This is a genomic window from Prochlorococcus sp. MIT 0916 (assembly GCF_047305155.1).
In the GTDB taxonomy this organism is placed as follows: domain Bacteria; phylum Cyanobacteriota; class Cyanobacteriia; order PCC-6307; family Cyanobiaceae; genus Prochlorococcus_B.
The window spans coordinates 394,419-416,207 of sequence record NZ_CP138980.1 but is presented as its reverse complement, the minus strand read 5'-3'; the positions used below and the strand labels follow the sequence as shown (position 1 = coordinate 416,207).

The following is a 21,789-nucleotide window of genomic DNA, read 5'->3' as shown; positions in this document are numbered from 1 at the left end:
TAGTCGGAGTATTTTCTGTGGCACGCGCCTTCCCTTTAGAACGAATAAGAAATATCGGTATTGCTGCACATATTGATGCTGGTAAAACAACTTGTACTGAAAGAATTCTTTTCTATTCAGGTGTTGTTCACAAGATGGGAGAGGTACATGATGGTGCAGCCGTAACTGATTGGATGGCTCAAGAGAGAGAGAGAGGAATAACTATTACCGCTGCGGCGATTTCAACCACATGGGATGATCACCGTATCAACATTATCGATACACCAGGGCACGTTGACTTCACCATTGAAGTTGAACGCTCTATGAGAGTTCTTGATGGTGTTATTGCTGTCTTCTGTGCTGTTGGAGGCGTACAGCCTCAATCTGAGACAGTTTGGCGTCAAGCCGATAGGTACTCAGTGCCAAGAATGGTATTTGTCAATAAAATGGATCGAACTGGAGCAGATTTCCTAAAGGTTCATGGTCAAATTAAAGATAGATTAAAAGCTAATGCAGTTCCAATTCAGCTACCCATTGGAGCTGAAAATGATTTAAAAGGTATTATTGATCTTGTAGAAAATAAAGCATATATATATAAAGATGATCTCGGGAAAGATATTGAGCAGACTGAGGTTCCATCAGACATGGTTGATTTGGTGTCTGATTGGCGATCAAAATTAATGGAATCAATAGCAGAAACTGAGGAGGAATTACTTGAAGCGTTTCTAGAAAATGGAGAGTTAACAATTGAACAACTCAAATCTGGTATTAGGGAAGGAGTTCTGAAACATGGTTTGGTTCCAATGTTATGCGGATCAGCTTTTAAAAATAAAGGAGTTCAATTACTTTTAGATGCTGTAGTTAATTATCTTCCTGCTCCTGTTGATGTACCTCCTATTCAGGGTTTGCTTCCGAATGGAAAAGAAGCTGTTAGGCCTTCCGATGATGGCGCTCCATTTAGCGCGCTTGCATTCAAGGTAATGGCCGATCCATATGGCAAATTGACTTTTGTTCGTATGTATTCAGGTGTACTTGAAAAAGGAAGTTATGTTCTGAACTCAACTAAGGATGCAAAAGAGAGAATATCTAGGTTGATAATTTTGAAAGCTGATGACCGTGAGGAAGTCGATGAATTAAGAGCGGGGGATCTTGGTGCTGTACTTGGCCTGAAAAATACAACAACGGGAGATACTTTATGTGCTTCCGAAGAGGCAATTGTTCTTGAAACACTATATATACCTGAGCCAGTCATTTCAGTTGCGGTAGAACCCAAGACAAAGAGTGATATGGAAAAGTTAGGAAAAGCGCTTACATCGCTTTCTGAGGAAGATCCAACATTCAGAGTCAGTACTGATCAAGAGACAAATCAAACTGTAATTGCAGGTATGGGTGAACTTCACCTAGAGATTTTGGTCGATCGTATGTTGAGAGAATTTAAGGTAGAGGCAAATATTGGAGCACCTCAAGTTTCTTATAGAGAAACGATTAGAGCGAGCTCGTCAGGTGAAGGAAAATTTGCAAGACAAACAGGAGGTAAAGGTCAGTATGGACATGTTGTTATTGAAGTTGAGCCAGGTGAACCAGGAACTGGTTTTGAGTTTGTCAATAAAATTGTTGGTGGGGCTGTTCCAAAAGAATATATAAAACCAGCTGAATCAGGAATGAAAGAAACATGTGAGTCTGGTGTAATTGCTGGCTATCCTTTAATTGATGTAAAAGTTACATTGGTTGATGGCTCTTATCATGATGTTGACTCATCAGAGATGGCTTTCAAGATTGCTGGATCAATGGCTTTCAAAGATGGAATCAAGAAGTGCAATCCTGTTCTTCTAGAACCTATGATGAAAGTTGAGGTAGAAGTGCCTGAGGACTTCCTAGGCTCTATAATTGGAGATCTGTCCTCTAGACGAGGTCAGGTTGAAGGTCAATCCATCGATGATGGACAATCCAAAGTCCAGGCAAAAGTGCCATTAGCCGAAATGTTTGGCTATGCCACTCAGCTCCGATCAATGACTCAAGGTCGGGGTATTTTCTCAATGGAGTTCAGCACCTACGAGGAAGTTCCTCGTAATGTTGCTGAAGCAATTATCTCCAAGAATCAGGGCAATTCCTGATCTCTAAAATTTACTAACCACCCCCCGATTCTTTAAAAAAATGGCTCGCGAGAAGTTTGAGAGGAACAAACCTCACGTCAACATAGGTACTATTGGCCACGTTGACCATGGCAAAACAACACTTACTGCTGCAATCACAAAGGTTTTAGCCAAAAAAGGTCAAGCAGAAGCGCAAGATTACGCTGAAATTGATGGAGCCCCAGAAGAGCGTGAACGCGGTATTACAATCAACACTGCTCACGTTGAATATGAAACTGATGGTAGGCATTACGCTCATGTTGATTGCCCAGGTCACGCTGATTATGTAAAAAACATGATCACAGGTGCTGCTCAGATGGACGGTGCAATTCTTGTTGTAGCAGCTACCGATGGTGCAATGGCACAAACAAAAGAACATATTCTTTTGGCCAAGCAGGTTGGTGTACCTGCATTGGTTGTTGCACTAAACAAATGTGACATGGTCGATGATGAAGAAATGATAGAACTTGTAGAAATGGAGATTCGTGAACTTCTCACAAGTTATGACTTCCCTGGAGATGACATCCCTGTTGTTCAAGTTTCAGGATTAAAAGCTATTGAAGGAGAAGCAGATTGGGAGACAAAAATAGATGACTTGATGACTGCTGTGGATGCTTCAATTCCAGAACCAGAACGTGAAATTGATAAGCCTTTTTTAATGGCTGTGGAAGACGTTTTCTCAATCACGGGACGAGGAACAGTTGCTACTGGCCGAATTGAAAGAGGAAAAGTAACAGTTGGAGAGGAGGTTGAAATTGTAGGTATCAGAGATACAAGACTCACAACCGTTACTGGAGTAGAGATGTTTAGAAAGCTTCTTGATGAAGGTATGGCTGGAGATAACGTTGGACTTCTATTACGTGGTATTCAGAAGGAAGATATTGAAAGAGGAATGGTTCTTGTTAAAAAAGGATCAATTACACCTCATACAAAATTTGAGGGTGAGGTTTATGTATTGAAAAAAGAAGAGGGTGGTCGCCATACACCATTCTTTGCTGGTTATCGCCCACAGTTTTATATTCGTACTACAGATGTAACAGGTCAAATTACTGCATTCACGTCTGATGATGGCAGCAATGTTGAAATGGTAATGCCTGGTGACAGAATAAAAATGACAGGAGAATTGATAGCCCCTGTTGCAATAGAACAAGGTATGAGATTCGCTATTCGCGAAGGTGGACGTACTATTGGTGCCGGAGTAGTTTCTAAAATTATTGAGTAAAATTGTTTAGAGGATGACTTGTAATTGATTCAGGTCATCCTTTAGATTAAATAAACAAATGAATTAATTACTTAATTCTAAAAGAACCTCGAAAACTTAATTAGCTTTTGGTAACCCCATTATGTCAACTGCAATTGCACAGCAAAAAATACGCATTCGCCTTAAGGCTTTTGATAGAAGAATGCTAGATTTATCTTGCGATAAAATAATTGAGACTGCAGATACAACAGCGGCTTCAGCAATAGGTCCTATACCTCTTCCTACAAAAAGAAAAATTTATTGCGTTCTTCGTTCACCTCATGTTGATAAAGACTCAAGAGAGCATTTTGAAACAAGAACACATAGACGAATTATTGATATTTACAGTCCTTCCGCGAAGACCATAGACGCCCTAATGAAGTTGGACCTTCCTAGCGGAGTTGATATAGAAGTTAAGCTCTAGATCTTTTTCTCTCAAACCAGAGATTGATTATCTAGGATATGTTTAATTAGGAATTCCCATTTGAGCGAACTTTCAGTTAGGGAGCTACCACTTTTCCCATTGCCTGAGGTTGTGCTTTTTCCTCAGGAGTACTTGCCACTTCATATATTTGAAACTCGTTACAGGGTGATGCTTCAATCTGTTTTGAAATCTGATAGCCGTTTTGGTGTTGTTAGATGGGATCCAATTGCTAAAAAAATGGCAGATGTTGGTTGTTGTGCTGAGATCATCAAACATCAAACTTCTCAAGATGGTAGAAGTAACATTGTCACTATTGGACAGCAAAGATTTCGAATCCTAGAAATTATTAGTGAAACCCCTTTTATTAACGCGCTAGTTAGTTGGGTTGATGATGAACAAATTTTAGATCAAACCAAACTATTGGAACTAAAGGATTCAGTCACCATTGCTCTGAAGGATGTAGTTTCACTTACTTCAAAATTGACTGAATCTGAGAAGGCACTACCTGATTCTTTGCCTGATATTCCCAGAGAATTGTCTTTTTGGATAGCTGCTCATCTTGGAGGTCCAGTAGCAAGTGAACAGCAAAATTTATTAGAATTAACTAATACTTTTCATCGTTTAGAGAGAGAATATGAACTTCTTGATCACACAAGAAGACAATTAGCTGCCAGAACTGCTTTAAAAGATACTTTCTCAAATGCTGATCAAGCTAACAATTAATTATGCAATCGTTATTGATTTTTATATTTAGTGCTTTCTTTCTGTTCATTTTAACTACTCATTGGCTTAGGAAAAGTCGTAAATATGAATCTGTTAATAGCGTTGCATCTTCATATGATTCATGGACTAATGATCGATTATTAGAAAATCTCTGGGGAGAACATATTCATCTTGGTTTTTATGAAAAACCAAGAATAAAAAAAGATTTTAGGAAAGCTAAGGTAGATTTTGTTCATGAATTAGTTCGCTGGAGCGGCTTAAATAAATTACCCAAAGGCTCTAGGGTGTTAGACGTAGGATGTGGAATAGGCGGAAGTTCAAGAATATTATCTGATTATTATGGATTTGATGTCATTGGTATTTCCATAAGTCAAGAACAAATTAAAAGAGCTAATGAATTAACAGCTAATAAGAATTTTTGTCGTTTTGAGGTAATGAATGCCCTTGACTTGAAGTTTGATAAAGGAAGCTTTGACGGAGTTTGGAGTGTTGAAGCTGGGCCTCATATCCATGATAAGCAAATGTTTGCAAATGAAATGCTCAGGGTCCTTAGACCAGGCGGGGTTTTGGCAGTTGCAGATTGGAATCAAAGAGATTCAATAAAGCATCCATTGAATTTTTTTGAAAAGTTGATTATGAATCAATTACTAATCCAATGGACCCATCCTGAATTTTCAAGTATTGAAGGATTTAAAAACAACTTATTAAACAGTCCATATTGTGGAACTTCTGTAGTGTCTTCCAATTGGACAAAATATACAATTCAATCTTGGAATGAATCTATATATGAAGGGTTTAGAAGACCTTCATCTATCTTAAAATTAGGCTTTAGATCCCTCCTGAAGGCATTTAGAGAAATCCCAACTATACTTTTGATGAAATGGTCTTTCTCAAAGGGGTTGATGAAATTCGGAGTGTTTAAATCAAGAGGGTAAATTATTCAACTTCTGATCCCAAATAGCATCCAAAATTAATTATTTGATTGCATAGGGGAGCTAACTCCTTATTAATATTTTCAAAGTCTTTTTTATTGTTATTGTTTAAATCAAGATCTATAAAGAAGACATATTCACCAAGTTCTCTTTTAGAAGGCCTAGATTCTATTCGACTCATGTTTAGGCCAAGATTTGCTATGCAATTTAATGCTTTTAGTAATGCACCTGGACTATTTGACTTAAGTGAAAAGGCCATGCTTGCCTTATTGCCATCTACTTTAATGTTTTTCTTACTTAGAAGAACGAATCTAGTGCAATTACCTTCAATATCATTAATTGGATAAGCAAGGATATTCAGTTCTTCACTTGCATCTTTTGAACCTATGGCTGCTCTAAATTTACTCCCTTTTACCATCCTGATGGCTTCTGCTGTTGAATTAGTTGGTAAATGAACTGCATTTGGAATATTGTCGTTTAACCACTTGCTACATTGAGCTATAGCCTGCGGATGGGAAAGAACCTCTGAAATTGTTGATATTGATCCGCTACTCATTAATGAGTGTTTGATAGGTAGTACTAAGGCTCTGTGAATAAATAGATTTTTGTGTCTCCATAGTGAATCTAATGTTGTTGTAACCCCACCTTCTACTGAATTTTCAATAGGTACAACGGCTGCTTCACAAAGATTGTTTGCAAGATTATCGACTACAGACCTTAAACCTTTGCATGGTGAGAACTCTGGTGAGTCAAGCTTTTCTAGGGCTGCTAGCGCTTTTGCAGCCTTCTCAGCGTACGTTCCTTTAGGCCCTAGGTAGGCTACTCGAGTTGACATTAGATAAAAAAAAAGGGGTAAATGCCGATAAGATCAAACTGAGCAAGTTTTTAAAAATGTCTCTTGCCTTTAAAGCACGACAAAAAATTGATCTGGTTGTTGAAGATAATCAAGAGCAACTACCTGATTATCTCCTACAACAGGAAAGAGTTGTAGGAGCAATGCTTGATTCTAGAAAATTGACTCCTTTGGAGCCTGGAAGCTTTAAGTATGAAGTCACAAGTTTTAAGGTTTTTCAACTTCAAATAAATCCAGTTGTATCAATAGGTGTAGAAAATATTGATAGAAAAATCAGAATGTATGTCACTGAAAGCCACTTGGATGGATTGGGATTTGTTGAAGATTTTGATTTAACCTTAGATGCACTTTTGGAGGCAAAACCATCAGGTCTTCAAGGCGAGGCGCTTCTGGGCGTAACAGTCAGCCAGCCTCAACTATTGAGATTAATTCCTCCCAAAATGCTCGAGTCAACTGGGCAATCAATATTAAATGGAATTTTGTTAGGAATAAAGTCAAGAGTTGAGAAGCAGCTAATTGTTGATTTCAATAATTGGTGTAAAGAAAATTAGTTACAAAATTAATATCAATCGAGTTCCAATTTGGAGAGAAAACTTTTTCGGTGGAGATTTGTGGCACCTGCTTTCATTAAGTTTGTTCTATGAAGCTTAGTTCCGTAACCCTTGTTTTTATCTAGCCCATAAAAACTGTATTTGAGAGCTAGACGTTTGATTAATTCATCTCTGCTCTCTTTCGCTAAAACACTTGCAGCAGCAATTGAGGCGAAATGACTTTCACCTTGAACTTGTGTCTTTTGCTTTCCTGGCCATAAGCGAATGGGTAGTATTCCGTCTACAAGAATTAATTCTGGTGGAGATGGCATTTTTTCTAATGCCCTTAGCATTGCTTTTTCAGTAGCCATTCGGATGCCGATAATGTCAATTTCTCTTGCTGAAGCCTGGCCTAATGCCCAAGCTACTGAGGTTTTTTTTATCAAAGGAACTAAGTTTTGTCTTTGCCGTGGGCTTAACTTTTTACTGTCTTTTAAACCTTGACTTAAAAGATTTCTTTCGTTCTCCTTGCTTAAAATTACAGCTCCAGCGAAAACAGGGCCAAATAAACAACCTTTTCCTACTTCATCAACTCCTGCAACTAGAGATTTCTTCGCTGCCATATTTAAGAAGAAGCGGAAGACCTTCTTCTTTTTCGTCTTGGATCTTCATTAATTTCTTCAGCTTCAGTGTAATTTAATTCATTCTTTTCATTAATGGAATTATGTTCAGTATTTGGTAATTCATTTGTTTCGGAATCTAAGTCTACATTGATATTTTCTTCTTCGATATTCTCGGCTTCCTCGGAATTGGTTGGTTTTTGCGCATTAGGAATAATATTATTAAGATGAATTATATCTTTATTATTATTTTTCTTCTTGCCTATACTTTCTTCGACTCCAGGCCTAATTATGTTAACGATGTAGCTTTCAGAACTTGGGGGTTCTTCTAAAAGTAGAATAGGGTCTAATCCCATAAAGCTATATACTATCTCTTCGTTTTCATTCATATTTATATCTATTACTTGATTCTTTTGTTTACTCGTATTATTTTCTTTAGGAATTTCTTCTTCATTTGTTTCTGTTGATGTGGACTTTGAATTATCTATTGATGGTTTATACTCTTCATTGATTAGATTTGATTCTATATCTTTTGTTTTATTTATACGTTTCTTTTTATAATTATTATCATCCAATGATTGTATATCTTCTCCTGAGATTAAAGTTGAATTTATTACACCAACTTCTGATGATCTTGTTGGATTTATATCTTGAATACTAATATTTTGAAAATTACTTTGACCTTGGAAATTAGGAGAGGCCTTCCCAAATAATTCATATATATTTTGACCTTGTCTTTTTCTTGTTAGCTCAACAAGACCAAGTTCTGTGAGTGAAGCAATTTGTGGCCGTGCTGAATCTCCATTAATAGCAGATGTGAAATGTTCTAATAATTGAAGTTGATCTCTTCTTGTATCCATATCTATAAAATCAATAATAATAACCCCGCCAATATTCCTTAATTTTAATTGCCTTGCGATCTCAATAGCTGCTTCGCAATTAGTCCATAAAACTGTTTCTCTTGAATTGGCGGATCGAGTAAATGAACCTGAGTTAACATCGATTACTGTCAAAGCTTCTGTTGGCTCTATTATTATATAACCACCAGAAGGTAGATCCACCCTGGGTTTTAATGCATCATTGATTGCAGGAATGACTCTATATTTTTCTAATATACTCTGCGAATCGCTATGTAATTCTATTGCTAATTCCTTACTATTCTTGCCAAGGAAGTTTTTTATGCGACCAATTGCTTCCGTATCGTCTACAACAATTTGAGTGACATTTTGACCGATATTATCTCTAAGAATTCTATGAATAAAGTCTTCATCTCGATTTAAAAGGATTGGCGGGGTACAACTCTCAGATGCTTGTTGAATCAGCTCCCATTGTTTGAGAAGATTTTCAAGATCATCAATTAAAAATTCTTCAGCAATATCTTCTGCTTCTGTCCTTATTAGAAGCCCTGTACTTGGAGGTTTAACTAGTACCCCTAATGCTCTAAGTCGATTTCTTTCACTCTCGGTGCTTATCCTTCTAGAAATATTTACACCTTGTCCATATGGCTGGAGTACAAGATATCTACCAGGAAGAGCTATGTTGCCAGTTAATCTGGGACCTTTTGATCCAGTAGGCTCTTTCATTACTTGAACTAAAACCTTTTGCTTTGGTTCGAGTAACTCTGTTATTCCCGCAGTTGCTTTCTTTAATCTAAGAGGGCCTAAATCATTGACATGAATAAAACCATTTTTTTCACTTTCACCAATATTTACGAAAGCAGCATCTATTCCTGGAAGAACATTTTCAACTGTTCCTAAGAAAATATCTCCGATTTGGTAGCTACCCTGAGCCACGATTAATTCATCTATTCTCTCATCAGTGAGCAGAGCGGCAATTCGCAAATGCTCAGCAATAACAATTTGCTGGGGCATATACAATGTTGAGCTTTTTCAAGCTATTAAAAAATTGATTAGCAGAAAAACTGCAAATAGAACTGTTGAAAATTTTAACGCCAATAAATTAAAGAGATTTTTGAATACTGTTCGGAATGGGAATTAAATATAATCCGGTTGAAATCGTTGGATTTGCCAACGTTTAATCTAGGTGTCTCTTTAAGAAAAATGACGCTAATTAAGAACTTTAGGTGCTTAAACCCTTTTCTTAGTTCTTATGGCATATTAACACAAGGTCACTTTTGAGTTGATTGCTTTGAGTATGAGGTCCTATTCAAAAATTAGTTCTTAATTATGTAATCATTTATGTTTGAAGATTTGAAGGTGTTTAAGGGATTATCCTTAAATTAAATCTAGGTGATTTTCAAGTGGTACAAGTTAATGCTGATTACCTGAAATTAAAAGCAGGCTATCTATTCCCAGAGATTTCCAGAAGAATTAAAGATTTTAATTCCAATAATCCAAATGCTGATTTGATCCGTCTAGGAATCGGTGATGTTACTGAACCACTTCCTTTGGCTTGCCGTGAAGCCATGAAAGCGGCTATAGAAGAAATGGGAACAGAGCAGGGCTTTAGAGGTTATGGTCCAGAGCAGGGATATCAATGGCTTCGCGAGAGTATTGCTAAAAATGATTATTTATCTCGTGGTTGTGAGATATCGTCAGAGGAAATCTTTGTTTCAGATGGCTCAAAATGCGATAGCAGTAATATTTTAGATATTTTGGGGAAAGACAATAAAATAGCCGTAACTGATCCAGTTTATCCTGTATATGTTGATACTAATGTGATGACTGGGAGGACAGGAGAAGTTAACTTAGCAGGTGAATATAAAGGTTTAAATTATATCCCAATTAATTCTGAGAATCGATTTGAGGCGGAAATACCAAAAGAAAAATTTGATTTGATTTATCTTTGTTTTCCTAATAACCCAACTGGGGCAGTAGCAAGTAGAGGACAATTAGTTTCTTGGGTTGAATATGCAAAAGAAAATAATTCTTTGATTCTTTTTGATGCTGCTTATGAGGCTTTTATTCAAGATGATTCCATTCCTCATTCGATTTTTGAAATTGAGGGATCTAAAGATTGTGCAATTGAGTTTCGCTCTTTTTCCAAAAATGCTGGCTTCACTGGAACAAGATGTGCTTTTACAGTTATTCCCAAGTCCTTAAAAGGTAAAGCAGGTGCTGAAGAAGTTGATTTATGGTCCTTATGGAATCGTCGACAAAGTACTAAATTCAATGGTGTAAGTTATATGGTTCAGAGGGGAGCGGAAGCTGTTTACTCTTCAGAAGGGCAAAAACAAATCAAAAAATTAGTAAGTTTTTATATGGATAATGCTCAAATAATCAAAGAAAATTTGACTGCTGCAGGATATGAGGTTTTTGGCGCGATCAATGCCCCTTATGCATGGATAAAAACACCGAAAAACATGAGCTCATGGGATTTCTTTGATTTCTTGCTTGAAAACGCAAATGTCGTCGGCACACCCGGAAGTGGGTTTGGAGCTGCTGGAGAAGGTTATTTTCGATTATCTGCCTTCAACAGTAGAGAAAATGTCGAAAAAGCTATGCAAAGGATCGTGAAACTTTAATGCTTAATCTCATGGTAAGTTCCTTGTTAAAGAGTGCTATTCATCTTGGAAGTTTAATTATGGTTGATTCTGCAAAACAAACTGATGGAGACACTGCTGTTATTGATAGGGAAGTTCAGCGAGTTAGAAAACTATCCCCCAAATATAAGGTTTTACTTCATAATGATCCAGTGAATACTATGGATTACGTTGTTGACACTTTAAGACAGGTAGTTCCACAATTAAGCGAACAGGATGCTTTGAATATTATGTTAGAAACACATAATAATGGTATCGGACTGGTTATTACTTGTGACTTAGAACCCGCTGAGTTTTACTCTGAATCTTTAAAGTCAAAAGGCTTAACAAGTACAATAGAATTAGAAAGCTGAAATTATTAATCAAAAGGTTTTGGAATAGATGGTTGCATCAAAAGATGCAATGGCTACCAACACTAACTCTGTTTTTGTTTTTATATCCTGCTGGATGGTTATTGAGTTTTTTCTTTTACTTAGTTAATCGAGATATTAGTTCTAGTAATTTAAGTATTATAGGCACCATAATAACATTCATATTGTTTCTCAGTGTTCTACCAAGTTGGGGAAGTATTAGATGGAAAACTAATCATCTATGGTTATCTTTAGGCTTGGATTTCAAAGATAAATTTACCGCATTCAAAATATTTTTTAGTGGATTTATATTTTCAGTCTTTCTTCTATTAATTCTTTTTCTGGTTTTATTCTTATTAGGTTGGGTTGATAAAGTGAATTATGTAAAATTTACTGAATTATTAAATGCAATATTATTGATAGTGGGTATTGTTTTTGCTGAAGAGATAGTTTTTCGAGGATGGTTGATGGAGGAAATGGTCCTCTTGTTTGGCTTGAGAAGAGGTATTATTTTTCAATCTGCTATTTTTAGCCTTGCGCATTACAGGTCTGATATTGGTTTATTCGCTTTAATTCCTTTCCTGACAGGTCTTTTTCTTTTTGGATTAGTTCTAACTTTAAGACGAACGATTGATAGGGGTTCGTTATTGGGTTGTATCGGTCTACATGGCGGTTTGGTTGGTACTTGGTATCTATTTGATTCGGGAATGGTTGTTTTTTCTATTAATACTCCATATTTTTTATTGGGACCAAGTGAAAACATGGTCAATCCAATTGGCAGCATTGTTGGGATAACAATTTTATTAATTACGATATTTTTTCAACGAAGGCTTTTTGCAAGAACGGGACGATTTTTAGCTTCGACAGTTAATGCCTCATTTAGAGATGAAACTCCATAATCTCTTTCTAATAAGTTCATAACTGTTCTACCAAAATCATTTGGATTTGTATCAAAAGCTTCTAAACAAATCCTTCCAAATTCTTTGCCCATCGGCTCTGGATTCCAGAGGAGTTTTCTAGCAGTCCAAGGCATTAAACTCATGGGGTTATAGCCAGGTTTTAATAAGCCTTGTTTCAACCCATATTCTTCTAATAATGTGTGCGGTTGAAGTCCTATAAAAAATATAGAAGGTTCAACAATATCTTCTCCAAAAATCTTCTCCAATTCTCTATGGTAAGCAACTGTTTGCCTTATTGTTTCTGGACGTTCGTCTATAACATTGAAAGAGTAATTTACTGAAACTTGAGCCTTGAAACCTGCTTTTGCTAGAAGTTCGCAATTTTTTAAAACTGTTTTTAAATTGTATCCCATTCTCATCTTTCTAACGAGTTCTTGCGATCCAGAAGTGATTCCAATTTCGAAATAGCTCATACCTGTTTTAACCATTAATTCAGCTAATTCTTTATCTAAATTGTCAGCTCGTATATATGCAGCCCAATGAATATCATGCAATCCTTCATCATAGATAGCTTGAAGAATATCTTTAGCATTTTGTATATGTCCTCTAGAAGGTATGAATTGTGCATCTGTAAACCAAAAGCCCCGGACTCCATGTTTATACAATTGTTTGATTTCTTTAATAACCTCACTTACTGGATTGATTCTTACTTTTTTACCTTCAATAACAGTATATATACAGTAACAACAGTTATGAGGACAACCTCTCTTGGTTTGTACCCCAATATAGAAATCTCCACCATCTAGGTACCATTTGAATTCAGGCCAGATAGATTTAATATAGTCATAATCACATGCGGTTTTAATTAAGTTATTAGGTTTTTCATGAATCAATTTTTCTCTAGGAGACTCACCAACAATAAAACATCTTTCATCGACAATTGATTCATTTTTTATTAATTTTTCTATTAAAAGTTCTCCTTCTCCTAGGGAAATAATAGTACCTTTTGGAAGTGAATTTTTTAATTGATTATAAAAAACACTAACAGCACCTCCACCCAATATTGCATAAGCATTTGGCTTGTATCTTTTCGCATATTTTAATCCCTTTTTAATTAATCTTTGGTTTCTCCATATCTCTCCATAATGACTTTTCAAAAGTTGAAAACCACCTAAAGCACCACGAAATTTTTTGAGAGGATTACGTGCATAAAAAACTTCAAATGAATTTTGTAATGGATTCCCACCTCGTCCGTCAACAGGGGCATAAATTTGTATATCCCTCCATGAAAATACTAGAAGTGTAGGTTTGAAATCTTTAATACTATTTATTAATATTCTTTCAACATCTAAAATAGGTAATGAAGCTAAATCTACGATTAATTGTTCAATCTTTGGAAAGCATTTATGAATATGGTCAGCCAAATAGATTGGTCCAATTGGGAAAATAGGATTACAAGGCAGTCTGACATACAGGATCTTAGCCTCTGATTTAGGCCCAAGAAGTTTTAATTCAGAAGTCGAATTTGCTTTCATCAGGGCATCTATTAACAACAAAAATAATCATTTAGAGATAGACACTAACAATGATTTGACCTTTTTGATTGAAAATTAGATTAATAGTAAAAAGGAAGAAAATTCAAGTTCATTGCAAATTGAGTCAAAACTTAGTTATAGAGGACTTTTTTTATTTCTTAAAAATTGTAAGATGAAAATTTAATTTAAAGGCAAAGTTCTTTTTTGCTTTTTGAATTGATATTGATCAATTGATTTAAAAAACAAAAAATAGGCCAGACTAACGAAATCGCTTTAATGCTTGGATTATGAATCCTCCAATGACTTTGATTATATACATGCTCAGTGGTGCTGCTCTAGGAAGTTTGATGCTGCTTAGTGGGATCCCTGCTGCTCCTCTTCTTGGCTCGATTTTGGCCGCGGGATCCTTAAGCATCAGTGGCCAACTTGAACCGGCCCAATGGCCTATAGGTACCAAAACTTTGCTTGGAATTGGTGTAGGGACTGTTATTGGTACCGGTATTAATCGAGATACTCTCTCAGAGTTGCAAACCCTTTGGAAGCCAGCATTCTTGATCACTTTAACATTAATTCTTACAGGTCTCTTTGTTGGATTTTTAGTTGTCCGTTTATTTGGGATTGATCCTTTAATAGCTCTGTTAGGCTCTGCTCCTGGAGGAACTCTTGGTATGAGCCTGGTTGGTGCAGAACTGGGAGTGGGAGCTGCAGTAGCAGCAATTCATGCGTTTAGATTGATAGCTGTTTTATTGATTACCCCAGCGTTTGTTAGGTATTTAGCTCCGCTTTTTAGTGTGAAGGTTCATTAGAAATATAGTAAAGACATTGTTATATCGTAAATTGCTATATTTATAAAATTTTCCAAACAGAGTTTTTCGGAATATTTGGCCCTTTATATTTATCCAAGGGCTCAGAAGTACTTATGCGCCAATCAGGTACACGACATTGAACAAATGATGGATTTTGTATAAGAACACCTGGATTACCATCTTTTTTGTAAGTAAACCCTCCCTTCCAAGTTCCACTCTCGTTGAGTGAACCTTTAAACCAAACCCAGCAGTTTTCTCTTTCCATTTTATCAAGCTAAGTAAGAGACTTGAGAATTGAGTTTTGAACTCGTTGTTGAAGTCTGTTTATCTCCTTCTGCTTCTGCGTCTTTGTTGCAATTTACGCTTATATTTTTCGACAGGTGTTTCATGGTGACGCAGGCGCTTTAACTCTCCAAAGATACCGGCTTTGGAAACTTGACGTTTAAAACGACGCAGGGCTGATTCAATGCCTTCGTTTTCTCCAACTGTGACTTGTGTCAAAAAAATAAAAAAATGTTATTCAATAATTTTACAGGACGATAAAGCAAATTTTGGTTTTGACCTTTTTGGGAGAAAAAGATCTAGAATGTTTTTTGAATTATCCAAATAGCTTTCTTCAAGTTTTGCTAATTAGCCAAAATTTTGAGGTTTTTCCCTTTTCGGACCATTCATTATTACTCCATAGGTCCGTTATCCAATGACTATTTACATAGGGAATCTCTCCTTTGATGCTGAGGTTGAAGATATTGTAGGTGTGTTTAGCAGTTATGGTGAAGTTACTAATTGTAAGCTGCCATTAGAAAGAGAAACTGGGAGGAAAAGAGGTTTCGCTTTTGTTGATATGGGCGACGATGCTCAAGAACAAAAAGCAATAGATGATCTTCAAGATGTTGAATGGATGGGTAGAGCTATCAGGGTTACAAAAGCTAGACCAAAAAACAATTAATTAGATTTTGAGACCTTTTGAATTTTTGCTAGCTCAACTTTCAGGATATCTAATACTGATTTTTTAGAATTTAATCAATTTAAGATTTCAGTCTATTAGCGATTAAAGCATTTTCTCAAATTAATGCTGTAATGATTATCAGTTAAGAGCGATGCCTTTTTAATGCTTTACTCAACAATCCCTTTCTCTACAATCACATTTGGTGGATTTAATCCTTTAGCTGCAATTGCTGGTTTGGTGATCTTTTTTCAGATTTCTCAAATTTATTATTATGGATTACCTGAGAATGAACCATCAGTTGAGCTTTCTGAAACAGGTTCTTATAAGTACCTTCAAAAACAATTTATTGGTGTTCAAGTAGTTACTGCTCTTATTGCTGCTTCAGTTATGCTTGCAGGCCCTGATAAGATATTTTTCCCTTTTAAATATTTTTAGGCTCCAAATACGTAAGATTGATTTTAATTAAAAAAGGCAGCTCAATGAGCTGCCTTTTTTAATTTATGAAAAAATCAACTTGAATTAATAATTAATTAATTACTAATATAAATTTATAGAGTTAATCTTCTTACAGGAATATTCGTTTCGGATTCATCACTTTGTTCATGATGGACATCAATCCAATGATCTGATGTTTTAAATAGTATATCTAGTTTATCTATTATGGAATTAAATAAAGGCGATACTGATGATTTTCAAGAAATAGTTGATAGAAATGAAAAAGTTATTTCAACTGATAATCTTAATTATTTGTACCCCAATGGTCATCGTATGACTCCTCAGATGAGATGGTTTAAAGGTAGTAGGGATAGGGGATTCAGTCCTAATATTGCGGCATGAAAAAGTGTATAAAAATTAATTATCTTTAGAGAAAAAAATGAGCAAAACTAAAAACAATCATAAAAGCAATCCTGATCCCTATGAAGATCTGATTAGATCAAAGCAACTTGATCCTTATGAAGCACTCATTAAATTAAATAATTGTCTAAAAAAACATAATAAATTAACTAAATAATATGAGCTTTTTTGTTAACTAAAATTTTTAGATTAATTTCTCTAATTTTCAAAAAATAAAGCCTCCTGTTTCAATAGGAGGCTTTTTGATCGTTGTATTTTGAGGCTTAGAAGCTGAAATAAGTTTCCGCCACTATACCAGTGTCGTCATCACCAGTACTTGTATCCTCTACAGTGAAGAATCCAGCTGTTACTGAGACATAGTCATTAAGACCATAGCTGTAAGAAACTTCAAATCCTGTTGAATCTTCAGAATCACTGCCATCAATATCAGTTGAATTGTAAGCAGCACTTAATGTTCCAGGTCCAACTTCGTAGTCAACACCAACAAACAAATCAGTTGCATCAGCTCCTGTCTCTGGATCTGTTGTGTCATAGGCAACGCTGATTGTTGCAGGCACTGACTCAGGGCTGTAATAGATACCGCCACCAAATGTGTCATAGCCCTCACCTGCTTCGCCGTCGTTAGTCGCGAGTACTAGACCGCCACCAAAGCCATCGCCGTCATAGCCAAGAGTGAATGTAGAAACATCATCACCATCATCAGCACCGATTCCTACTGTTGAATCAGAGCCACCAACAGAAACGAAGCTAACGGATCCGACGAATCCATTGTCTCCAGAGTACGCAACACCAACTCCAGGACCAGTTTCATTACCAGCTAAAGAGTAAGGCATGCTACCTAGTCTGAAAGCATCTGAGTAAGCAGAGGTTGTTGCAGCAACAACATCATCCTGGTCAAGTAAAGGACCAGCAGTTACTTCTAGATCGCCAACTGGGAAGGCATAAAATAAAGAATGCAATGTAATAGCACCAGTACCACCAACTGAGCTATCCATACTTGCTAATGGACCACTAGCATTACCAGTTTCCATGCCCATGTAAAGCATGTCTTCACCAGTAAAGCTGGAAGTTACGTCAAGTCCATAGCCGTATTGCATATAGAGTTCTTCTTCCGTATCAGTTGTTCCACCATCTGCAACAGAGCCGATAGTAAAAACAGCACCACCAGAAAGAGATGTGGTTGATGAAAAAGCAGTATCCGCATTAACTGCAACTGGAGCCATTAGGCCCAATGCAGCTGGAGCTACCAGCAAACGCTGAAAAAGCTTCATTGTGTCCTCACACAAATTAAGAGCAATTTATTTTCTTAATTAATAAATAAATACGATGTATTGAACAATACCTTTTTAAAAAGAATTAAGTATCGGCGAACACATTCTTTATCTATATTTAATTTTAAATCAATTTATTGAGTAATCTTAGTTTAGCTTTTGGCGTCTCGTTCTAGAATAAGTTCAAAAATTATATTACTTAACTTTAATAGTTAATCATGATCTATTGAGCTAGCTTCTGGTCCTAAAGAAGAGGCAACCCATTTAGATACAACTGTAGAAATACTGGACAATTTATTAAGAAAAATTCTTTCTTCCAAAGTAACTGATTGGTTATTTTCTATTCTATTAAGTATACTTTGGATTCGTATTCTTGTATTAGTTGAGATCATGAATTTTTTTCACTTTTCTAACTAATGAGATCTAAGTCAGAAGTTCATATTGAACTCTTTTAGAATTATTTTATATTTTAATCTTGATTGTTTGTATAAAAAATTACAAACACTTTTTTATTAATTTGTTTTAATTTCAACAAATGTTTGTAAATCATGGTTGATTTCTCTTATCGAAATATCACCTCAAGCATGGTCATATTGAAATGTATTGGACCAGATAGATTTTTCTTAGAAAGAGCTATTTTCCCCCAAGAAGTTTTTTCATCGATGGCCCCAGAGGGTTCTCAGTTGGAAATATGGGGCATAGAGGCTTATGGTCCGAATTTAGAACAACGTCTTAGAGTATCTGCCACCAATACTGAACATCCAATTGCAGCTTAGTTTTATAACTATTTATATCATCTCAAAGCAATAGATATCTTTGAGCAAGTGGTAGTGATTTAGCTGGTTCACAAGTTAAAAGCTCTCCGTTGGCAAAAACTTCATATGTTTGAGGGTCGACTTCTATTTTTGGTCTTGCATCATTGAGTTTCATTGATTGTTTAGATATCTTTCTTGTGTCTGTAACGGCAGCATAAGAACGTTCCAATTTAAGTTGTGATGGTATGCCCGCATCTATTGCGATCTCACTTAAGAAAGTAATGCATGTAGGATTCATCGCCTTTCCAAAAGAAGAAAACATTGGGCGACCATGTACTGGTTGAGGCGTAGGAATAGAAGCATTTGCATCTCCCATTTGAGCCCATGCTATAGACCCCCCCTTGATTACCAAGTCAGGTTTGATTCCAAAAAAACCTGGCTTCCAAAGTACCAGGTCTGCCAGCTTTCCAACTTCTACTGACCCAACATGACCACTGATTCCGTGAGCTATTGCTGGATTAATAGTGATCTTTGAAATATATCTTTTCAGACGATGATTATCATTCCTTTCATTGTCTTCTGGTAAGACACCTCGTTGAACTTTCATTTTATGAGCAGTTTGAAAAGTCCGACTAACAACTTCTCCAACTCGACCCATTGCCTGGGAGTCACTCGCAATAATAGAAAAGGCTCCTAAATCGTGGAGTATGTCCTCGGCTGCAATAGTTTCACGACGTATTCTTGACTCGGCAAATGCAACATCCTCAGGAATTTTGGGATCCAAATGATGGCAAACCATCAACATGTCTAAATGCTCTTCAAGAGTGTTTAGAGTGAAAGGCCTTGTGGGATTTGTACTACTTGGGATCACATTAGATTCCCCGCAAATTTTTATAATGTCGGGCGCATGACCACCTCCAGCCCCCTCTGTATGGAAAGTATGAATTGTTCTTCCTTTTATTGCTTGAATTGTATCTTCAACAAAACCAGCTTCGTTTAGGGTATCAGTATGAATACAAACTTGTACGTCTAGTTGATCTGCTACATCTAGGCACGAATCAATACAAGCTGGTGTTGTTCCCCAGTCTTCATGAAGTTTTAATCCACAAGCACCTGCTCTTACTTGTTCTGCTAAAGCTGCTTTATTAGTGGCATTTCCCTTCCCAAAGAATCCCAAATTAACTGGGAAGCCTTCTGCTGATTGCAGCATTCTTGAGATATGAAATGCTCCTGGAGTGCATGTTGTTGCATTAGTACCTGTTGCTGGACCTGTCCCACCACCAAGCATTGTTGTAACTCCACTAGCTAAGGCGGTTTCAATTTGTTGTGGACAGATAAAATGAATATGACTATCAATAGCACCCGCCGTAATAATATGTCCCTCTCCTGCTATTGCTTCTGTACTAGCTCCTACAATAATATTGACACCTTCTTGAGTATCAGGGTTTCCAGCTTTTCCAATGCCTGAGATTTTGCCATTTTTAATACCAATATCAGCTTTAACAATTCCCCACCAATCTAGAATGAGTGCATTAGTGATAACTGTATCTACTGCTCCATTGTCTCTACTTTGTTGTGATTGTCCCATTCCATCGCGAAGAACTTTACCTCCTCCAAATTTAACTTCGTCTCCATAGTGTGTATGATCCTCTTCAACTTCGAGAATTAAGTCTGTATCTGCGAGCCTAATACGATCCCCTTTAGTAGGACCATAAGTCTCTGCGTAGGCTTGGCGAGAAATTTGAAAAGGCATTTTATTTTTGAAGTGAGTCGTTTATGAGTCCGTTGAATCCAAAAATTTTTCGGTCTCCTGCATAAGGCACAAGATTGACTTCTCTTTGGTCACCTGGTTCAAATCTGATGGCTGTACCAGCAGGTATGTCTAACCTTTTGCCGAGAGATTGTTGACGATCAAATTCTAGACCTTTATTAGACTCAAAGAAATGATAATGAGAACCAATTTGTATGGGTCGATCAGAAATATTAGCGACTTTTAGAGTTGTTATTTCTCTTCCCTTATTGAGTTCAATAAAACCATCTTCGGGAATAAGTTCTCCAGGAATTAAATAAGACATAATTGTAGTTAGCTAATTGGATTGTGAAGAGTTACCAGCTTCGTTCCATCTGGGAAAACTGCTTCTATTTGAACTTCATTGATCAGTTCGGGCACACCTTCCATGACTTGTTCTTTGGTTAACCATGTTGTTCCCTCGTTCATTAAGGTTGAGACACTCTTTCCATCTCTAGCACCTTCAAGTACTTGAAAGCTAAGCCAAGCAACGGCTTCAGGATGATTTAATTTCAAACCTCTATTTAATCTTCGCTCTGCCAATAGAGCAGCGGTCACTACAAGTAATTTGTCTTTTTCTTGAGGGCTTAAGTACATTTTTTAAGAGTTATACATACATTTTACTAGTAAAAAAATGCTTAAAAGTTCATGATGGACATTTTGTGTCTGTTGCTGGATTTTCTTGCATTGGCCAAATCCTCATGTATTCAGGCATGCTTAGTTTTCTTAAAATTCTAGTAAGACTCCAAATTCTATAAAACCAAAATCGAGCTGATTGTGTTGATGAGCCTGTGTATCTTGCTGATATGCCATTTTCAAGAAGACTACAAGTCATAAATCCTTCGAGACCAGCTCTTTGTTGTCGGCATTTGACTAATAAATCAGACAAATCTTTTTGCTTTATTCCTTTAGGTGTTACCCAAGTTAAAGATCCAAATACTGGTTTCTGTTCTAAGCCATGAATGGACTTTAGAGCTTCTCCAGATAGTTCTAAGCGATCACTAAATTCATAATGCTTCCCTTGAGGGCTTTTTCTAAAGATTTCCAAAGATGATCTCCATGCTCCACTGCCAAGTTCTTCTCCTGCAGCAGTTCGTCCTAAGCGAACCAAATCAACACATAAAAAGCTTGACGAAGGATCAAGATTAACAGTCAAATTTTGTTCAAAAAGACCTCCCTGATAGACAATTAACTCTTGAGGAATCCATTCAAAGTCAGAATTTTTTTCAATCTGAAAAAAACATTTTTGGTTTGCCCATCTCCCTTGCGGATTTATTTTTGACCTACCTCTACTTCCGTAAACCTTTTGAGCTGCTACAGAAGAACATATAGCACTGCTACCTTCTTCAGCATTTACATTTATTGTCAGTTGATCACCTCCTACAATCCCTCCAGCACTATGAAGAATTGGTATTTCACATCTTCCATCTTTTTTATCGTTGAATACTCTCATTAATTTTAATGGAGCAGTGCATTTTGCTTGATGAATTGTTTTAAGACCATCTAGCTCATTGGGACTTGACTTTTTGAAAAGCCTTAGATCACAAGTTCCATGCCATTGAGATGTCATTGTATAGTTGTATCGATTTTGCTCATTTAGTATTAAGAAAATAATAAATGTCTTATCAAATAGGTATAACCTTTAATA

27 protein-coding genes are annotated in these 21,789 nt (G+C 36.4%); 15 read left to right on the top strand and 12 right to left on the bottom strand.

What is annotated here, in order from left to right; all coding sequences use genetic code 11:
• Window positions 1-17: 17 nt before the first annotated feature.
• The 5 genes from fusA to SIB53_RS02250 all read left to right on the top strand — a co-directional run bounded on the left by fusA (window position 18) and on the right by SIB53_RS02250 (window position 5,433).
• Window positions 18-2,093 carry an elongation factor G gene (fusA, locus tag SIB53_RS02270; protein ID WP_413678601.1) on the top strand — a complete coding sequence of 692 codons (2,076 nt, stop codon included), beginning with the start codon at window positions 18-20 and terminating at the stop codon, window positions 2,091-2,093.
• A 40-nt stretch (window positions 2,094-2,133) separates the two neighbouring features.
• The gene (gene tuf, locus SIB53_RS02265; protein ID WP_011824476.1) at window positions 2,134-3,333 is read left to right on the top strand and encodes an elongation factor Tu; all 1,200 of its coding nucleotides are present in this window, start codon (window positions 2,134-2,136) and stop codon (window positions 3,331-3,333) included.
• A 121-nt stretch (window positions 3,334-3,454) separates the two neighbouring features.
• On the top strand, window positions 3,455-3,775 hold the full coding sequence (gene rpsJ / locus SIB53_RS02260) for a 30S ribosomal protein S10 (protein WP_009788866.1): 321 nt from the start codon (window positions 3,455-3,457) through the stop codon (window positions 3,773-3,775).
• A gap of 60 nt (window positions 3,776-3,835) precedes the next feature.
• Complete coding sequence (locus tag SIB53_RS02255) at window positions 3,836-4,498, top strand: LON peptidase substrate-binding domain-containing protein (RefSeq protein WP_413678600.1); 663 nt, start codon at window positions 3,836-3,838, stop codon at window positions 4,496-4,498.
• Window positions 4,499-4,500: 2 nt separating this feature from the next.
• Window positions 4,501-5,433, top strand: coding sequence for a methyltransferase domain-containing protein (locus SIB53_RS02250; RefSeq protein ID WP_413678599.1), 933 nt, complete (start codon window positions 4,501-4,503; stop codon window positions 5,431-5,433).
• Between the two features lies 1 nt (window position 5,434).
• On the opposite strand, the gene pheA is transcribed toward SIB53_RS02250, so the two are convergent.
• The gene (pheA, locus tag SIB53_RS02245; protein ID WP_413678598.1) at window positions 5,435-6,265 is read right to left on the bottom strand and encodes a prephenate dehydratase; all 831 of its coding nucleotides are present in this window, start codon (window positions 6,263-6,265) and stop codon (window positions 5,435-5,437) included.
• A 56-nt stretch (window positions 6,266-6,321) separates the two neighbouring features.
• On the opposite strand from pheA, the gene SIB53_RS02240 reads away from it, so the two are divergent.
• Window positions 6,322-6,834 carry a DUF1997 domain-containing protein gene (locus SIB53_RS02240; RefSeq protein ID WP_413678597.1) on the top strand — a complete coding sequence of 171 codons (513 nt, stop codon included), beginning with the start codon at window positions 6,322-6,324 and terminating at the stop codon, window positions 6,832-6,834.
• Between the two features lie 14 nt (window positions 6,835-6,848).
• On the opposite strand, the gene SIB53_RS02235 is transcribed toward SIB53_RS02240, so the two are convergent.
• Entirely contained in the window at window positions 6,849-7,436 is a 588-nt protein-coding gene (locus SIB53_RS02235; protein ID WP_413678596.1) for a ribonuclease HII, read from the bottom strand.
• Between the two features lie 2 nt (window positions 7,437-7,438).
• The gene (locus SIB53_RS02230; RefSeq protein WP_413678595.1) at window positions 7,439-9,304 is read right to left on the bottom strand and encodes an Rne/Rng family ribonuclease; all 1,866 of its coding nucleotides are present in this window, start codon (window positions 9,302-9,304) and stop codon (window positions 7,439-7,441) included.
• A 389-nt stretch (window positions 9,305-9,693) separates the two neighbouring features.
• Between SIB53_RS02230 and SIB53_RS02225 the strand changes: the two genes are divergently transcribed.
• The 3 genes from SIB53_RS02225 to SIB53_RS02215 are packed head-to-tail and all read left to right on the top strand — an operon-like array spanning window position 9,694 to window position 12,184.
• Window positions 9,694-10,917: an LL-diaminopimelate aminotransferase gene (locus SIB53_RS02225; protein ID WP_413678594.1), complete on the top strand. Its 1,224-nt coding sequence runs from the start codon at window positions 9,694-9,696 to the stop codon at window positions 10,915-10,917.
• Between the two features lie 59 nt (window positions 10,918-10,976).
• Window positions 10,977-11,288 (top strand): ATP-dependent Clp protease adapter ClpS, encoded by a 312-nt coding sequence (clpS, locus tag SIB53_RS02220; protein WP_413679099.1) that lies wholly within the window; start codon window positions 10,977-10,979, stop codon window positions 11,286-11,288.
• Window positions 11,289-11,332: 44 nt separating this feature from the next.
• Entirely contained in the window at window positions 11,333-12,184 is an 852-nt protein-coding gene (locus SIB53_RS02215; protein ID WP_413678593.1) for a CPBP family intramembrane glutamic endopeptidase, read from the top strand.
• Here the strand turns inward: SIB53_RS02215 and SIB53_RS02210 are convergent.
• Window positions 12,106-13,719 carry a photosystem II high light acclimation radical SAM protein gene (locus SIB53_RS02210; protein WP_413678592.1) on the bottom strand — a complete coding sequence of 538 codons (1,614 nt, stop codon included), beginning with the start codon at window positions 13,717-13,719 and terminating at the stop codon, window positions 12,106-12,108. The genes SIB53_RS02215 and SIB53_RS02210 overlap by 79 nt on opposite strands.
• 287 nt (window positions 13,720-14,006) lie before the next feature.
• Between SIB53_RS02210 and SIB53_RS02205 the strand changes: the two genes are divergently transcribed.
• The gene (locus SIB53_RS02205; protein WP_413678591.1) at window positions 14,007-14,525 is read left to right on the top strand and encodes an AbrB family transcriptional regulator; all 519 of its coding nucleotides are present in this window, start codon (window positions 14,007-14,009) and stop codon (window positions 14,523-14,525) included.
• Window positions 14,526-14,565: 40 nt separating this feature from the next.
• Here SIB53_RS02205 and SIB53_RS02200 read toward each other — a convergent pair whose 3' ends face one another.
• Entirely contained in the window at window positions 14,566-14,790 is a 225-nt protein-coding gene (locus SIB53_RS02200; RefSeq protein WP_413678590.1) for a hypothetical protein, read from the bottom strand.
• Between the two features lie 59 nt (window positions 14,791-14,849).
• Window positions 14,850-15,026, bottom strand: coding sequence for a 30S ribosomal protein S21 (gene rpsU, locus SIB53_RS02195; RefSeq protein ID WP_011295405.1), 177 nt, complete (start codon window positions 15,024-15,026; stop codon window positions 14,850-14,852).
• 196 nt (window positions 15,027-15,222) lie between these two features.
• On the opposite strand from rpsU, the gene SIB53_RS02190 reads away from it, so the two are divergent.
• The 4 genes from SIB53_RS02190 (at window position 15,223) to SIB53_RS02175 (ending at window position 16,483) form a co-directional block, all read left to right on the top strand.
• The gene (locus SIB53_RS02190) at window positions 15,223-15,471 is read left to right on the top strand and encodes an RNA recognition motif domain-containing protein (protein WP_011295404.1); all 249 of its coding nucleotides are present in this window, start codon (window positions 15,223-15,225) and stop codon (window positions 15,469-15,471) included.
• A gap of 162 nt (window positions 15,472-15,633) precedes the next feature.
• Window positions 15,634-15,906 carry a hypothetical protein gene (locus SIB53_RS02185; protein WP_011295403.1) on the top strand — a complete coding sequence of 91 codons (273 nt, stop codon included), beginning with the start codon at window positions 15,634-15,636 and terminating at the stop codon, window positions 15,904-15,906.
• A gap of 225 nt (window positions 15,907-16,131) precedes the next feature.
• Window positions 16,132-16,308: a hypothetical protein gene (locus tag SIB53_RS02180; protein WP_413678589.1), complete on the top strand. Its 177-nt coding sequence runs from the start codon at window positions 16,132-16,134 to the stop codon at window positions 16,306-16,308.
• Window positions 16,309-16,345: 37 nt separating this feature from the next.
• Complete coding sequence (locus tag SIB53_RS02175; protein ID WP_413678588.1) at window positions 16,346-16,483, top strand: hypothetical protein; 138 nt, start codon at window positions 16,346-16,348, stop codon at window positions 16,481-16,483.
• Between the two features lie 106 nt (window positions 16,484-16,589).
• Here the strand turns inward: SIB53_RS02175 and SIB53_RS02170 are convergent, their stop codons facing one another.
• Complete coding sequence (locus tag SIB53_RS02170; RefSeq protein ID WP_413678587.1) at window positions 16,590-17,597, bottom strand: porin; 1,008 nt, start codon at window positions 17,595-17,597, stop codon at window positions 16,590-16,592.
• A 212-nt stretch (window positions 17,598-17,809) separates the two neighbouring features.
• A complete protein-coding gene (locus SIB53_RS02165; protein WP_413678586.1) occupies window positions 17,810-17,989 on the bottom strand; it encodes a hypothetical protein in 180 nt (59 codons plus the stop codon).
• 156 nt (window positions 17,990-18,145) lie between these two features.
• Here SIB53_RS02165 and SIB53_RS02160 point away from each other — a divergent pair, with 156 nt between their 5' ends.
• The gene (locus tag SIB53_RS02160) at window positions 18,146-18,373 is read left to right on the top strand and encodes a DUF1830 domain-containing protein (RefSeq protein ID WP_413678585.1); all 228 of its coding nucleotides are present in this window, start codon (window positions 18,146-18,148) and stop codon (window positions 18,371-18,373) included.
• A gap of 22 nt (window positions 18,374-18,395) precedes the next feature.
• On the opposite strand, the gene ureC is transcribed toward SIB53_RS02160, so the two are convergent.
• The 4 genes from ureC to SIB53_RS02140 are packed head-to-tail and all read right to left on the bottom strand — an operon-like array spanning window position 18,396 to window position 21,711.
• A complete protein-coding gene (gene ureC / locus SIB53_RS02155) occupies window positions 18,396-20,105 on the bottom strand; it encodes an urease subunit alpha (protein ID WP_413678584.1) in 1,710 nt (569 codons plus the stop codon).
• A gap of 1 nt (window position 20,106) precedes the next feature.
• Complete coding sequence (locus SIB53_RS02150) at window positions 20,107-20,427, bottom strand: urease subunit beta (RefSeq protein ID WP_413678583.1); 321 nt, start codon at window positions 20,425-20,427, stop codon at window positions 20,107-20,109.
• 8 nt (window positions 20,428-20,435) lie between these two features.
• Window positions 20,436-20,738 carry an urease subunit gamma gene (locus SIB53_RS02145; RefSeq protein ID WP_413678582.1) on the bottom strand — a complete coding sequence of 101 codons (303 nt, stop codon included), beginning with the start codon at window positions 20,736-20,738 and terminating at the stop codon, window positions 20,436-20,438.
• Window positions 20,739-20,787: 49 nt separating this feature from the next.
• Complete coding sequence (locus SIB53_RS02140) at window positions 20,788-21,711, bottom strand: urease accessory protein UreD (protein ID WP_413678581.1); 924 nt, start codon at window positions 21,709-21,711, stop codon at window positions 20,788-20,790.
• Window positions 21,712-21,789: the final 78 nt, after the last annotated feature.